We start from the raw sequence: 14,375 nt of genomic DNA, 5'->3' as shown, positions 1-14,375 counted from the left end.
GCTCAGCCGAGCGTCCACTGCTGGTTGCTCTGGCCGTTGCACGTCCACAGCTCCACCAGCGCGTTGTCGGCCGTCGAAGCCCCGGTCACGTCCAAGCACAGCCCCGACTGCGCGCCGGTGACGGTCCCGTCGCCGTTGACGGTCCACTGCTGGTTGGCCTGGCCGTTGCAGGGCCAGATGATGACCTTCGTCCCCGCGGTCGTCCCCTGGCCGTTGGCGTCCAGACAATCGGTCGTGCCGGAGTCGGTGACGGTCAGCTGGCCGGAGCTGGTGTGGGTGAAGTCCTGGGGGCTCAGGCCGTTGCAGGAGTAGATCTGGACCTGCGTACCGGCGGTCGTGGTCCCGTTCGGCACGTCCAGACACTTGCCGGCCCCCACCGCGTGCAACGGACCGGACGAGGCACCGGTGCTGCCCGCGCTGTAGCCGGCGGCGACGATGTTCGCCTGGACCGAGTTCTCGGTGGCGTCCGACGGGTAGCCCGAGGTCATCACGCCCTCGTAGAAGGTCCCGGCCGAGCTCTTGCTGTTGTCGCCGCCGATGCCCAGGATGATCGCGCCTTCCTTGTGCATCGGGTTGTACCCCGAGACGTTGGGCCTGGCGCCGCTGTAGAAGGTGGACAGGGAGCCGGATTGCGCGTTCCCGCCTCGGATCGACCACTGATTGGCCGTCCCCTTGATGATGGCCGTGGTGAACCGGTTGCTGATGCTCGGGTCGTTGGAGTTGTAGCCCGCGTTCACTCCCGAGTACAGGCCGTTCTCCATGTCGGCCATGATCCAGGGCCCGTTTCCGGTGCCGTAGCCCCAGACTTTGATGGTGCCGAAGTAGATGGCCTCCATGTGGCCGTTGCCGGTGTCGTCGTTGCTGGTCTCGGCGTTGCCGTAGTCGAAGCAGCAACCGCCGTTGGTATGCGTGCCGTCGAAGATGGCGTACTCGCCCTCGGCCTGGTCTCCGGTGGCGATGCCGGTGGTGGAGTCGTCGCGGTAGCCGGTACCCGCGGCGACGTAGACGCCGTAGGCCTCGTGGCCGTTCAGCGTCACCGGCGCGGCGGTGGCGTTGGCGAGGTTGTCCGGGCCGCCCGCGGCGCCGCCGGCGGGGGCGTCGGTGAGATTGTTGCCGTGTCCGGACTGGTCGTAGATCACGGTGATGACGCAGCTGGTGCCCGAGCAGAACGAGTCCTGCGCGGCGGCGTTGGCGTAGCCGCCGGCCGAGGTCACGCCGATGTTCGTCGTGGCGTTGTCCGAGGCGCGCCGCACTTGGTACAGCGAGCCGTTGTAGGACCCGTACAGGGCGCGGGTCGTGCTGTGCGCGGCCACGCACGGCGTGCCGCCGGAGGCGTAGATGTCACACGGCCCGGTGGTCGCCGCGTGCGCGGCCGGTGCGGCAGTGGTGAGGACGCCGGCCACGAGCAGGGCGGCTGCGGCCAGGGTTGGTAGTACTCGCATCTGAACTCCTTTGAGGGGTGGCTCGTTCCGATGGAGGGCGCCGCGGGCCTCATCTTCGGATCCTGCCGAAGAAGCGCGCCCGCAGCCGGTCGAGCAGGATCGCGGCACCGAGCACCGCGCCCTGCACGACGGTCTGGTAGTAGGTGTTCACGTGCAGGGCGAGCAGGCCGTTGGCGATGAACTCCAGGAGGATGGCGCCGGCCGCGATGCCGACCATGCGCCCCTCCCCGCCGAACAGCGACACGCCCCCGACCACGGCCGCGGCGATCGCGGTGAGCTCCCAGCCGCTGCCGACCGAGGGGTCCGCCACGTTCATCCGGCCGATCACCAGCACGCCGACGACCCCGGCCAGGACGGCGCTGGAGACGTAGGCGCTGGTGACACGCCTGGCGACGGGGATGCCCGCCAGGCGCGCCGCTTCCTTGTTGCCGCCTACGGCGTAGATCTGGCGGCCGACGTAGGTGCGCTCCAAGGCGAACCAGGCGATCGCCACGGCGCCGAGGAAGAACAGCGCGGGCACCGGCACCCGGCCGATGTAGTACTGGCTCAGGTTGCTGAACAACGGGTCGATCCCGTTGATCGGCGTGCCGGTGGTGATGGCCAGCGCCATGCCCTGCGCGACCGTGTACGTGACCAGGGTGATGACGAACGGCGGCACGTTCAGCCGGGTCACCATGGTCCCGTGCCACAGGCCGACCCCGGCGCAGACCACCAGCGTCAGCAGGATCGCCAGCGGTGCCGGCAGCCCTTCGTTGACGTTGAACCAGGCGGTCAGGATGCCCGCGAGCCCGGCCAGCGCGCCGACCGACAGGTCGATGCCGCCGGTCAGGATGACCACCGACTCCCCCACCGCCAGGATCCCGACCTGCGCCAGGTCGCGCCCCATCACCTGCAGGTTGCCGATCGAGGTGTAGGTCGGGGCGTTGGCCGCGATGATCGCGAAGACCAGCACGCAGGCCACGATGACGCCGGCCTCGGGCGATTCGGCGAGCTTGCGCGCCAGCCGGGCGGCGGCCGGCTGCCCGCGCGGCGGCGCCTGCTCGGGCGTCAGGGTATTGCTGCTCTGTGCCGTCATCGTGCCTCTCCGTCTTCCGGCACGTCCTGCGACGTGTCCTCGGCCATCGGCACGACCGGGGCGCTGCCCGCGGCGGCCGTCATGATCCGTTCCTTGGTGGCCTCGGCCCGGTCGATCACCGTCGCCAGCCGGCCGTGGTTCAGCACCGCGATCCGGTGGCAGATCCACAGCAGCTCCTCCAGCTCCGAGGAGGCGACCAGCACGGCCATGCCGCGCTCGGCGGCCCGGTCGATGAGCTCGTAGATCTCGGCCTTGGCGCCGACGTCGACCCCGCGCGTGGGCTCGTCCAGCAGCAGCAGGCGCGGTTCGGTGGCGAAGGCCCGGCCGAAGATCGCCCGCTGCTGGTTGCCCCCGGACAGCGCGCCGATCGGCTGCTCGACCGAGCGCATGCGCACGTTGACGCTCGCGGTGATCCGCTCGGCCTCGGCCCGCTCGCGCCGGGGCCCGAGCAGTCCGCGGGTGCTGATACGGCGCAGGATAGGGACGGTGACGTTGGCCCGGATCGGCGCGAACACCACCAGGGACTGCTCCTTGCGGTCCTCGGGGATCATCGCGATCCCCGCGGCGGCGCCGTCGCCGGGGCCGTGCGGGCGGTAGGCGGAGCCGGCGATCGTCATCGTCCCGCCAGTGGCCGACTGCGCGCCGGCCACGGTGTGGATCAGGCGGCTGCGCCCGGAGCCCATGAGGCCGGCCACCCCGACGATCTCCCCGGCGCGCAGGTCCAGGTCGACCGGGCCCAGGCCGTCCGCGGTCAGGCCGCGCAGCGAGAGCAGCACCTCGGTGCCGGTCGGCTCCTCCTTCGGGCGGGAGTGCGCGACCTCCCCGCCGACCATCTCCCGGATCAGGCGCTCCTCAGAGGCCTGATCCGGCTCCAGATCGGCGACCAGCCGGCCGTTGCGCAGCACCAGGACCCGGTCGCTGACCTCGCGGACCTCGTCCAGGCGGTGCCCGATGAACAGGACCGTGCCGCCGCGCGCGGCCAGCTCGCGCGCCAGCCGCAGCACGTGCGCGCCCTCGACCGGGCCGAGCGAGGAGGTCGGCTCGTCCAGGATGAGCAGCTTCGGGCGGCGGCCCCAGGCCTTGGCGATCTCGATCATCTGCCGCGTGGGCACCGGCAGGGTCCGCACCTGGCGGCCGACCGGGATCGCCCCGGCGGCCAGGCCGATCTCGCCGAGCATCTCGGCCGCCTCGCGGCGCGTGCCGGCCCGGTCGAGCAGGAAACGCCGCCGGGAGCCGCGCGGGCGCCGTCCCAGCAGCAGGTTCTCGGCCACGGACAGCTGTCCCACCAGCGGGAACTCCTGGGAGACCATGGCGATGCCGAGCGCCGCGGCGGCCTCGGTCGAGCCCGGCGTCAGCTCCGTGCCCCCGATCTCGATCTGCCCGCCGTCCCGGCGCACCGAGCCGGACAGCGTGCCCATCAGCGTGGACTTGCCGGCACCGTTCTCCCCCACGACGCCGACCACCTGGCCGGCGTACAGATCCAACTCGGGCAGGTCCAGCACCCGCACCGGGCCGTAGGACTTGTGGACCCCCCGCAGCCGCGCGACGACCGCGCGGCCCGGGGTGTGGTCGATATGGTCAGGCGCTGTCATCGTCAGCTGATTCCCAGCTGCGTCTCGAGCGCCTGGTAGGCGGACAGGTCCGCGGAGGTCACCAGGCCCACGCCGGAGCTGAGCGTGGAGCCGTCGGACTCCAGGTAGGGCTTGATGATCGCCATCGTGGCGTCCTTGCCGAGCACCTTCTCGGCGGCCAGGATGTAGGCCCCGGTGTAGCCCTGCTGGTAGGGCATCTGCACGACCGTGCCGGAGATGACGCCGGACTTGATGAAGCCCAGGGTCTGCGCGTCGGAGTCGTCGGAGACGATGTGCACGCTGCTGGACTTGCCGGCCGACTGCACGGCCTGGGCCAGCGCCGGGCCGTCGTAGGAGTAGACCCCGTACAGGCCGTTGACGTCCGGGTTGTTGGCCAGGATGGTCTCGGCGTCGGAGGTCGCGGTGGCCGCCTGGAGGTTGTCGTTGACCTTCTGCACGACGGTGATGTCCGAACCCTTCAGCGCGTCCTCGAAGCCCTGGATGCGCTGCGTGGCGTTGGCCGCGGTCAGCGAGCCGACCAGCACCGCGACCTTGCCCTTGCCGCCCAGGACCTGCTTCATCGCCTCGCCGGCCTGCTGGCCCGCGGTGTAGTTCGGGGTGCCGAGGTAGAGCGAGGCGGCGTCGGTGCCGGGCAGCGGGGAGTCGATCGCGAGCACGGATATGCCGTGCTGGACGTCGGTGTGGATGGTGCCGGCCGCCGAGGTCGGGTCGATCGCGGAGATCGCGTAGCCGGTGATGCCCTGCGAGCGCAGGGTCTCCATCTCGGAGTTCTGCTCGGTGAGCTTGCCGTTGGGCGGTGCGAAGTAGGTGCACTTCGACCCGGACAGGCCCAGGTCCGAGCAGCCCTTCTGGAAGCCGACCTGGCCGGCCTTCCAGTAGTCGGCGGCGACGTTGACCACCATGGCGATGTTCACCCCCGACAGGTCCTTGCCGGCCAGCGCGGACTTCAGGGCCGCGTCGAGCTTGGCCAGGTTGTCCTGGTTGAAGGTGACCGAGCCGGCCAGCGCCGCCGGGGCCGAGGAGCCCGAGGAGCCGGAGGTGCCGGCGGCCGGGGTCGAGGAGCCCCCGGAGGCGTTCTTGGAACAGGCCGCGGCCGAGGCCACGAGCAGAGCGGCCGCGCAGGCGGCGGTGATGCGGATCTTGTTGGTGCCCATCCTGGTTCAGATCCCTTCGATAGCGTGTTAGCGGTAACATTCTTGAGCCGGCGGAGCCCTCCTTCGCGGGAAGGGATTCGCGGCTTGTCAGGAAGCAGGCCGTGCCGTGGAGGCACGCACCACAAGGCTGGGATCGATGGCGGCCACCGGCCCGGCACCGCGACGAACCCCGGGACCGGCGCCGATCGCGCGGATCAGGGCCACCAGCGCCCGCCGCCCCAACTCGTCGAAGTCCTGGCGCACGGTGGTCAGCGCGGGCCCGAAGAACTCCGCGTCCGGGATGTCGTCGAACCCGACGACGCTGACCTGCTCGGGCACCCGCCGGCCGGCGGCCTGCAGGGCCCGCATGAGCCCCAGGGCCAGGTGGTCGTTGGCGCAGAACACCGCGCTCACCCCGTGTGCGCGGGCGATCTGCCGCCCGAGGTCGTACCCGGTGCGCGCCGACCAGTCCCCGCCCTTGAACGGCTCGGGCACCCCCGCACCGCGCGCCGTCAGCGCACGCCGCCACCCGGCCTCGCGCTCCTGGGCGTCGAGCCACGTCCGCGGCCCGGCCAGGTGGTGCACGGTGGCGTGGCCGAGATCGAGCAGGTAGGAGGTGGCCCGCTCGGCCCCGGCCTCATTGTCGACCGCGACCGCGCTCAGCGCCGCGTGCACCCCGCACCCGACAGCCACCAGCGGCACCTCCGAGGGCATGTTCGCCAACGCCTTGACCGCGGTGGTCTGCGGCGCGATGACGATGATCCCCTCGACCGCCTGGTCCCGCAGCCGCTCCACAGCCTCGAACACCGAGCGCCGATCCATGGCAGCCAGCGCGGCGACGGTGACGAAGTAATCGTGCTGCTTGGCCGCCTGCTCGATCCCGTAGAGCATGGAGGCCGGCCCATAGAGCGTGGTGTTGAAGCTGATCACCCCGAGCGTGTTGCTCCGCCGCGTGACCAGCGTCCTCGCGGCGGCGTTAGGCCGGTACCCGAGCTCCCTGATGGCCTCCATCACCCGGTCCCGCGTGGCCGGCCGCACATTCGGACGCTCGTTGAGCACCCGCGACACGGTCTGCTGCGAAACCCCCGCCACCCGCGCGACATCGGCCATGACCGGCGCACGGTCGCCGACGACGTTCTGCATGGCGCTTCACACCTCCGGTCCGACGTGCGCGATCAGTGGTTGCTTACGAGGCAGAGCCCTGGTGCGTGTGCGGTGGTGCAAGCGGTGCGTTGACGATTGTTAGCGCAAACATCCGGAGCGTCAAGAGGCTGCAACGTGTTCGCAACCCGGGGGGCCGCACCGGTGACGGGCCCACCAGCACGCCGCCGGTGCCCGTCGCGACGGTGCCGTCCGGATCGTGTGCACGCCGTGGAGTGCGGGATCACCCGGCTCAAGCAGCACCGGGCCGTGGCGACCAGATACGACAAGCTCGCAGTCCGGTTCGCGGCCACCGTGATCATTGCAGCCCTGGCCGACTGGCTGTGATCTCTGGTCGCGACCTACGATGCTGGTCGCGACCGGAGATCACCTGGCCGTTGAGAGGACGCCAATGCCTGCTTCGTACTACAGCACGGATGTTGAGAGCAGAGACGGCATCGACGACCTGTCCGTCAGGCCACGTTCCGTCGGTCTGGGACCGTGCGCCGTTGGTGGAGGAGGAACGCGGCAAGCGCCGTCGCCATCATGACGAACTCGGCGCCGATGACCACCTCGACGTAGAACGTGTCTCGCGGCGAGTCCGACAGCGCGTGAAACGGGCCCGGGCCGATCAGGTAGGGCAGCACGATCCCCGCGACCGCCGGAAGTCCGGCCAAGGACAGGGCCGAAGGCCAGACCGGCGACGACTTCGCTTGCTGGAGCGCCACGATCGCGGTGGCCGCGTAGATGAACGCTGACAAGGCCGGGGTGTGTGTGATGTCGAATCCCCACATGTGGTCGACGGTCTTGCCACGGATCCAGAAGAGCACCGTGAGCACGACCAGGGCCGAGAACCAGCGGCTGGTACCGGCCATTCGTGGCGTACCGCGATGGAAGGCCACCGTGGCAGCCACGAGCACGAGCACATCGCGGGAGCTGAGGATGGCATACCACCAGGGCTCGCGAAAAACCCAATGCCATTCGGTGTTGTGGATGATGTAGCCGGCATAGGCGATGCACAAGGCCCGCCCGTACCAGGACCATCCCCGCAGAAGCGTGATGATGACACCTAGGTGCAGGAGCCCCGGGATGAACCAGTAGCCAATGCGTGCCCCGTAGCCATCCAACTGCATGAGGAGACCGAACTCGAAAACCAGGTAGGCCAGGATCGCGCGTCGCGCGATGTCCCCGACTGGCCGACCTGACTCGCGCGGGCCGCCGACCATGAACCGGAGTCGCAGCGCGAACGTCGCCAGCGACAGGACCTCGCGCGGCTTGGGCCGACGCTGCCCGGGCGCCGCTCCGTCCATGAGTACCGCGAGCATCTCGTCAGAGTGCTCGGCCCGATAGCCCCGCGGCAGCATCCTGAGAATACTGCGATAACCAGCCTCCAACGTATCGCTCACGCCGTTCCCCCCATCGAGCCCAACCCTGCGTCCCTGCCCGGCGCCGTGAAGCTTTTCAGCCGCGCCAACGCCACCGCCGCGTCGGCCGCCATCCGGCTTGCCTCGGCGGCGAGAACCGCCGCTCCGGCGTCGGTGAGGCGGTAGTAGCGGCGCAGCCGCCCGGACTCGACTTCGTCGCGGTGCTTCGCAATGAGACCGTCACCGGCCAGCCGGTCGAGCGCGCCGTAGAGCGTGCCGATCCGCAGATCAACACGGCCGTCGGTGATCCGCCGCACTTCCTGGACAATGCCGTAGCCATGGCGGGGCTCGTCTATCAGGGCGGTGAGGATCAGGAAAACCGGCTCCGTTCTGCCGAGTGCCTTCATAAGAGAAGATATATCGGATCGCGAGGTATCCGAGCAAGAGGACTGAGATACCAGCCGGGACCCGGGCGCACACGCACCACTTCTCAGACGCGGCCTAAACCCGCTTCGGGTCAGGCGACCGGCGAAAACCGCCCCGCCAACCACACCACCGCGCCGGGACCGACCGTCACCAGCGCCGAAGCTTCCAGCCCCGACGCCGTACCGGGCTCGGCGGTGGCGACCACCGCCCCGAGGTTGCCGACGCCCGAGCCGCCGTAGACGGCCGCGTCGCTGTTGAGCACCTCGTGCCAGGTTCCGGGCCAGGGCATGGCGATCCGGTGGTCCCGGATCTGCACTCCGGAGAAGTTGGCGACGCACACCAGCGCGGCGCCCTCGTCGAAGTCTGCGAACCGGGCGAAGGCCAGCAGGTTCGCTCCGGCGTCGGAGGCCAGCCAGCGGGTGCCGGTCGGGTCGGCGTCGCGCCGCCACAGGGCCGGGTGTTCGCGGTAGCGGGCGTTGGCGTCGGTCAGGAGGCGGGCCATGCCGTGGCGCTCGGGCTCGTTCGCGGTGGGCCAGTCCAGGCCGTGGGCCTCGCTCCACTCGGCCGGCTGGCCGGATTCGCCGCCCATGAACAGCAGCTTCTTGCCGGGGAAGGCCCACTGATACGCCAGCAGCCCGCGCAGGCCGGCGATCTGCTCCTGGCGGCGGCCGGGCTGCTTGCCGGCCAGGGAGCCCTTGCCGTGGACGACCTCGTCGTGGGACAGCGGCAGCAGGTAGTTCTCGCTGAAGGCGTAGCTCAGCGGCTGGGTCAGGTCGTGGTGGTGGTGGCTGCGGTGGACCGGTTCGCGCACCACGTAGCGCAGCGTGTCGTTCATCCAGCCCATGTTCCACTTCAGGTCGAAGCCGAGGCCGCCCTCGGCGGTCGGCCGGGTGACGCCGGGCCAGGCCGCCGACTCCTCGGCGATCATCACCACGCCGGGGTGCCTCGCGTGGACCTCGTCGGTGAGGCGCCGCAGCAGCGCCGTGGCCTCCAGGTTCTCGGTGCCGCCGTGGACGTTGGGCTCCCACTGGCCGGGGCCGCGCGAGTAGTCCAGGTGCAGCATCGAGGACACCGCGTCCACGCGGAGGCCGTCGGCGTGGAACTCCTCGATCCAGTACAGCGCCGAGGCGATGAGGAAGTCGCGCACCTCCCAGCGTCCGAAGTCGAAGACCAGGCTCCCCCAGTCGGGATGCTCGCCGCGGCGGGAATCAGGGTGCTCGTACAGGGCGGTGCCGTCGAAGCGCGCCAGCGCCCAGGCGTCGCGCGGGAAGTGGGCCGGGACCCAGTCGAACAGCACGCCGATCCCCGCCTGGTGCAGTTCGTCCACCAGGTGCCGCAGGTCGTCGGGGTGGCCCAGGCGCGACGTCGGGGCGAAGAAGCCGGTCGTCTGGTAGCCCCAGGACCCACCGTAGGGATGCTCCATCACCGGCAGGAACTCCACGTGGGTGAAGCCGTGCCGGCGCACGTGCTCCACCAGCTCGGAAGCCAGATCCCAGTAGGAGCGTCCGCGCCGCCACGACGGCAGGTGCACCTCGTACACCGACATCGGCAGCCGGGTATGCTCACCGGCCGCCTCGCGCCGCGCCTTCAGCCAGTCAGTGTCCTGCCAGCGGTACGACGAGGCGAAGATCCGCGAGGCGTTCTCCGGCGGCGTCTCGGTGTGGAACGCGACCGGATCGGCCTTGAGCCGCCACATCCCGTCGGCACCCAACACGCGGTACTTGTACCGGTCCCACTGCCCGGCCCCTTCGACGAAGCCGTACCAGCAGCCGGTGGCGTCGTCGCGGCTGAGCTCGGTGGCCCGGTTCGGATCCCAGCCGTCGAAGTCGCCGGCCACCTGCACCCGCCGCGCGTTCGGCGCCCACACCCCGAAGCGGGCGCCGCCGGCCTCGGGGTGCGCGCCGAACCGGTCCCAGAAGCGTTCCCCGGTCAAGCCGCCAGCCCCGCGGAAACCAGCAGGTTGCCCTCCGGTATGGAGATCGGCCGCTGCCGCGCGGCCCACAGCTCCTCCGGCGCGGCCGGCTCCATCGGCGCCCCGGCCATGGCCGCCTCGTACGCCGCGGCGGTCTGCTCCCCCACCGTCGACCAGCCGTAGCGCCGGCGCACCATCGCCTTGGCGGTGACCACCATCCGGCGCGCGCCGGGCCGGTCGGCCAGCAGCGTGGACACCGAGCGGGCCAGCGCGTCCTCGTCGCGCACCGGGAAGGTCACGCCGGTGACGCCGGGCTCGACGATCTCGGCCAGGCCGCCGGTCGCCGACACGGCCAGCGGAGCGCCGGCCGCGGCGGCCTCCAGGGCGACCATGCCGAAGGGTTCGTACAGGCTCGGCACGACCATCGCGTCGGTGGCGGCCATGGTGGCCGACAGCGAGGAGCCGACGAACCCGCCGAAGCTGACGGTGTGTTCCAGGCCCAGCCGGTGGGTCAGGTCCTCCAGCTCGCCGCGGTTGGGGCCGTCGCCGCAGATGACGGCGCGCAGCCCCGGGTGGGCGCGGCGCAGTTCGGGCAGCGCGTGCAGCAGGTGCTGGACGCCCTTCTCGTGGACCAGGCGGCCGGCGAAGCCGACCAGCGGGCCGCTGCCGGCGTACTTGGCGCGCGCCAGGCCGACCTGCTTGGGCGTGGCGCGCCAGCGGGGCATGTCGACGCCGTTGGGGACGGCGTCGATCTTGGACTCCGGGATGCCGAACAGCACCGAGGCCTCGCGGCGCATGTACTGGGAGCAGACCAGGACCCGGGAGGCCTCCTGGGCCAGCCAGCACTCGATGGAGTGGATGCCGCGGTTCAGGTCGCCGGGCAGCCAGCCCTGGTGCCGGCCGGCCTCGGTGGCGTGGACGGTAGCCACCAGCGGGATGCCCAGGTGGTCCTTGACGGTGACGGCGGCGTGGGTGACGAGCCAGTCGTGGGCGTGGACGAGGTCGAAGTCCCGGCCGCGGGCGGCGTGCAGGGCGGTGCGGGTCAGGGTGTGGTTGAAGGCGACGGCCCAGGCCAGCAGGTGCTCGGTGTCCAGCGGGATGACCGGCGGGTCCTGCGGCGCCCGTACGACGCGCACTCCTTCGACGACCTCCTCCAGGGGCGCGCCGGGAGCGTGGCGGGTGGCCACGGTGACGTCGTGCCCGGCCCGGGCCAGGGTGGTGGCCAGGGCGTGGACGTGCCGTCCGAGACCGCCGACCATGACCGGCGGGTACTCCCAGGAGAGCATGAGGATCCTCCTGGTGCGGAACGCGGTGGTCGCGGTCATCTTCGCCTCCTCGTCAGGGATCACGGATGCCGTCCGCTCAAGGCGTGCTTTCGGCGGTGCGACCAGCATCGGGGACGCAGATTGCACGGACGTTGCGGCTGTGAGGCCGTCGTGTTCGAGATCGGCCAACGCGGGCTTTTCGGAAACAGTCCGTAATCATCGCGGTCCACACTGGTCGCCATGGAATATGCCGACGCCGCTGCCGCCGGCGCTGCCGACGCCGAGCGGATCCGCCTGAACGCCGCCGACGCCGAGGGCGGGAACCGTGTGCCCTGGCGGGAATGGGGCCCGTATCTCGCCGAGCGGGCCTGGGGCACTGTCCGTGAGGACTACTCCGACGGCGGCACGGCCTGGGACTACTTCCCGCACGACCACGCGCGCTCCCGGGCCTACCGCTGGAACGAGGACGGCCTGGCCGGGATCTGTGACGAACTACAGCGGTTCTGCTTCGCGCTGACGTTTTGGAACGGCCGCGACCCGATCCTGAAGGAGCGGCTGTTCGGCGTGAGCGGCCAGGAGGGCAACCACGGCGAGGACGCCAAGGAGTACTGGTGGTTCCTGGACTCCACGCCGACCCACTCCTGGATGCGCTGGCGCTATCACTACCCGCAGCGGGAGTTCCCCTACCAGGAGCTGCTGGACACCGCGCGGGAGTCCGGCGGCGCCGACCCCGAATACGAGCTCGTCGACACCGGGGTCTTCGACCAGGATCGTTATTGGGCGATCACCGCCGACTACGCGAAGGCCGGCCCGCACGACATGTGCATCCGGGTGCGGGTGGAGAACGTGGGCCCGGAGCCTGCGACCCTGCACGTGCTTCCGACGCTGTGGTTCCGCAACACCTGGTCCTGGGGCCTGCCGGAGCCCGACGCGGTCCCGCGGATCAGCGTCCACGGCGCGCGGCTGGCCGGCCGGCACGAGCGTCTCAGGCCGCTGTCGCTGTACGGCGAGGGCAGCCCGGAGGCGCTGGTGTGCGACAACGAGACCAACAGCGAGCGGTTGTGGGGCTACGGCGGCTACAGCGAGTTCCCCAAGGACGGCATCAACGACCATGTCGTCGACGGTGCCGCGACCGTCAATCCCGAGCGCGTGGGCACCAAGGCCGCGCTGCGGTATGTGCTGACCGTCCAGCCCTGGCAGAGCACGGAGATCCGGCTGCGGCTGCGGATGGACGGCCCCGGCGTCCCGCGCCTGACCCGGGCCAGGCTCCTGGGGCACGATTTCGACGAGGTGATGGAGTCCCGGGAGGCCGAGGCCGAGGAGTTCTTCGCCGAACTGACTCCGGACACGTGCTCCGACGACGAGGCCATGGTCCTGCGGCAGGCGGTCGGCAGTCTGCTGTGGTCCAAGCAGTTCTACCACTACAACGTGCCGCGCTGGCTGGACCACGATCCCGGCCACGCGGCCGGGCTCGGCGGCGGCGCGCGGCGCAACGCGCACTGGTGGCACATGTCGGCGCGCGACGTCATCGCCATGCCCGACACCTGGGAGTACCCGTGGTTCGCGGCGTGGGACCTGGCCTTCCACGCCGTCGCCCTGGCCCGGGTGGACCCGGGCTTCGCCAAGCAGCAGCTGCACCTGCTGCTGCGGGAGTGGTACCTGCATCCCAGCGGCCAGATGCCGGCCTACGAGTGGAACTTCGGCGACGTGAACCCGCCCGTGCACGCCTGGGCCGCGCTCCAGGTCTTCGCCGCCGACGGCAGCCGGGACTTCGGCTTCCTCAAGCGCGTCTTCCACCGGCTGCTGCTGAACTTCACCTGGTGGGTCAACCGGCTGGACGCCGAGGGCAAGAACGTCTTCGAAGGCGGGTTCCTGGGCCTGGACAACATCGGGCCGTTCGACCGCAGCGCGGGCGTCCCGGCCGGCGGGCAGCTGGAGCAGAGCGACGGCACGGCGTGGATGGCCCTGTTCACGCTCACGATGATGGACATGGCGCTGATCCTGGCGGCCGAGGACAGCGCCTACGGCGAGATGGTCACCAAGTTCTTCGAGCACTTCGCGCTGATCGTCGAGGCGGCCAACACCCAGGGGCTGTGGAACGAGGAGGACGGCTTCTACTACGACGTGATCCGCGTTCCCGGGCAGGAAGCCGTGCCGCTGCGGGTGCGATCGGTGGTGGGTCTGCTGCCGCTTTCCGCGACCGCCACGGTGTCCTCGGCGGCGCTGGCGGCGGTCCCGGAGCTGGAGCAGCGCCTGGCCTGGTACCGGACGAACAAGCCGCACTACGCCGACGTCCTGCACGGCCGCATGATGCCGGCCAGCGATCTGCGGCTGCTGACGATGGTCCGGCACGACCAGCTCCCGCGGCTGCTGGAGCGCATGCTCGACGAGGAGGAGTTCCTGTCCGGCCACGGTCTGCGGGCCCTGTCGCGCGCGCACCTCGCCGAGCCGTTCACCGTCCGCCTCGGCGAGGCCGACTACAGCGTCGGCTACGAACCGGCCGAGTCCTCCTCGACGTTGTTCGGCGGCAACTCCAACTGGCGCGGCCCGATCTGGTTCCCGGTGAACTACATGCTCATCGACGCCCTGGACCGGCACCACCGCTTCTTCGGCGACCGGCTGCGCGTCCCCTACCCGACCGGCGCCGGATCGGGACGCGAAGCCACGCTCGGGGAGATAGCCGACGACCTGTCACGGCGCCTGATATCCCTGTTCCTGGACGACGCCGACGGCCGCCGGCCGGTGTTCGGCCAGACCGAGCTGTTCCAGAAGAACCCGGACTGGCACGACCTCATCCCGTTCCACGAGTACTTCCACGGCGACACCGGCGCCGGGCTCGGGGCCTCGCACCAGACGGGCTGGACGGCGTTGGTGATCAACCTGATTCTGCGGCGGGCGCGCTGATGCGTCGGCGGGCGCGGCGGGGCTGAGCCCGAAAACGGCGCGCAAAACCCGTCCATCTCCGCTGTGATGAAGAGGATCGCCCCTCACCCCTGCTGATGTCAAACTCCGCATCAGCCGCCTGA

At 70.7% G+C, this 14,375-nt stretch carries 10 protein-coding genes and 1 pseudogene; 2 read left to right on the top strand and 9 right to left on the bottom strand.

The features are described 5' to 3' along the window. Window positions 1–2: 2 nt before the first annotated feature. The 5 genes from ABIA35_RS04690 to ABIA35_RS04670 form a co-directional block, all read right to left on the bottom strand. Window positions 3–1,442 carry an arabinofuranosidase catalytic domain-containing protein gene (locus tag ABIA35_RS04690; RefSeq protein ID WP_370356861.1) on the bottom strand — a complete coding sequence of 480 codons (1,440 nt, stop codon included), beginning with the start codon at window positions 1,440–1,442 and terminating at the stop codon, window positions 3–5. Between the two features lie 49 nt (window positions 1,443–1,491). Continuing rightward, entirely contained in the window at window positions 1,492–2,517 is a 1,026-nt protein-coding gene (locus tag ABIA35_RS04685; RefSeq protein ID WP_370356859.1) for an ABC transporter permease, read from the bottom strand. After that, a complete protein-coding gene (locus ABIA35_RS04680) occupies window positions 2,514–4,109 on the bottom strand; it encodes a sugar ABC transporter ATP-binding protein (RefSeq protein WP_370356857.1) in 1,596 nt (531 codons plus the stop codon). Before ABIA35_RS04680 ends, ABIA35_RS04685 begins: the two co-directional genes overlap by 4 nt. Before the next feature lie 2 nt (window positions 4,110–4,111). Further along, window positions 4,112–5,263 (bottom strand): substrate-binding domain-containing protein, encoded by a 1,152-nt coding sequence (locus tag ABIA35_RS04675; RefSeq protein ID WP_370356855.1) that lies wholly within the window; start codon window positions 5,261–5,263, stop codon window positions 4,112–4,114. 87 nt (window positions 5,264–5,350) lie between these two features. Beyond that, window positions 5,351–6,385, bottom strand: a complete 1,035-nt coding sequence (locus ABIA35_RS04670) for a LacI family DNA-binding transcriptional regulator (RefSeq protein ID WP_370356853.1) — start codon at window positions 6,383–6,385, stop codon at window positions 5,351–5,353. A gap of 222 nt (window positions 6,386–6,607) precedes the next feature. Here ABIA35_RS04670 and ABIA35_RS04665 point away from each other — a divergent pair. Beyond that, window positions 6,608–6,730: pseudogene (locus ABIA35_RS04665) on the top strand (IS5/IS1182 family transposase); the annotation flags it as partial. Window positions 6,731–6,855: 125 nt separating this feature from the next. Here ABIA35_RS04665 and ABIA35_RS04660 read toward each other — a convergent pair. From ABIA35_RS04660 to ABIA35_RS04645, 4 genes are all read right to left on the bottom strand, one after another. Next, window positions 6,856–7,788 carry a hypothetical protein gene (locus tag ABIA35_RS04660; protein ID WP_370356851.1) on the bottom strand — a complete coding sequence of 311 codons (933 nt, stop codon included), beginning with the start codon at window positions 7,786–7,788 and terminating at the stop codon, window positions 6,856–6,858. Beyond that, window positions 7,785–8,153: a PadR family transcriptional regulator gene (locus tag ABIA35_RS04655; RefSeq protein ID WP_370356849.1), complete on the bottom strand. Its 369-nt coding sequence runs from the start codon at window positions 8,151–8,153 to the stop codon at window positions 7,785–7,787. Before ABIA35_RS04655 ends, ABIA35_RS04660 begins: the two co-directional genes overlap by 4 nt. Before the next feature lie 110 nt (window positions 8,154–8,263). Continuing rightward, entirely contained in the window at window positions 8,264–10,105 is a 1,842-nt protein-coding gene (gene glgB, locus ABIA35_RS04650; RefSeq protein ID WP_370356847.1) for a 1,4-alpha-glucan branching protein GlgB, read from the bottom strand. Continuing rightward, window positions 10,102–11,409 carry a glycosyltransferase family 4 protein gene (locus tag ABIA35_RS04645; protein ID WP_370356845.1) on the bottom strand — a complete coding sequence of 436 codons (1,308 nt, stop codon included), beginning with the start codon at window positions 11,407–11,409 and terminating at the stop codon, window positions 10,102–10,104. Before ABIA35_RS04645 ends, glgB begins: the two co-directional genes overlap by 4 nt. 180 nt (window positions 11,410–11,589) lie before the next feature. On the opposite strand from ABIA35_RS04645, the gene ABIA35_RS04640 reads away from it, so the two are divergent. After that, the gene (locus ABIA35_RS04640; protein ID WP_370356843.1) at window positions 11,590–14,253 is read left to right on the top strand and encodes a glucosidase; all 2,664 of its coding nucleotides are present in this window, start codon (window positions 11,590–11,592) and stop codon (window positions 14,251–14,253) included. Window positions 14,254–14,375 lie beyond the last annotated feature (122 nt).

It is taken from the genome of Catenulispora sp. MAP12-49 (genome assembly GCF_041262705.1).
In the GTDB taxonomy this organism is placed as follows: Bacteria; Actinomycetota; Actinomycetes; order Streptomycetales; family Catenulisporaceae; genus Catenulispora.
The sequence above is the reverse complement of the archived record's forward strand: the minus strand, read 5'-3'. Positions and strand labels throughout refer to the sequence as shown.

Bases quoted from the DNA above. Each gene is read 5' to 3' on its own strand.
- ABIA35_RS04690 (WP_370356861.1), bottom strand. From the start codon at position 1,442: ATGCGAGTACTACCAACCCTGGCCGCAGCCGCCCTGCTCGTGGCCGGC.
- ABIA35_RS04685 (WP_370356859.1), bottom strand. From the start codon at position 2,517: ATGACGGCACAGAGCAGCAATACCCTGACGCCCGAGCAGGCGCCGCCG.
- ABIA35_RS04680 (WP_370356857.1), bottom strand. From the start codon at position 4,109: ATGACAGCGCCTGACCATATCGACCACACCCCGGGCCGCGCGGTCGTC.
- ABIA35_RS04675 (WP_370356855.1), bottom strand. From the start codon at position 5,263: ATGGGCACCAACAAGATCCGCATCACCGCCGCCTGCGCGGCCGCTCTG.
- ABIA35_RS04670 (WP_370356853.1), bottom strand. From the start codon at position 6,385: ATGCAGAACGTCGTCGGCGACCGTGCGCCGGTCATGGCCGATGTCGCG.
- ABIA35_RS04655 (WP_370356849.1), bottom strand. From the start codon at position 8,153: ATGAAGGCACTCGGCAGAACGGAGCCGGTTTTCCTGATCCTCACCGCC.
- ABIA35_RS04645 (WP_370356845.1), bottom strand. From the start codon at position 11,409: ATGACCGCGACCACCGCGTTCCGCACCAGGAGGATCCTCATGCTCTCC.
- ABIA35_RS04640 (WP_370356843.1), top strand. From the start codon at position 11,590: ATGGAATATGCCGACGCCGCTGCCGCCGGCGCTGCCGACGCCGAGCGG.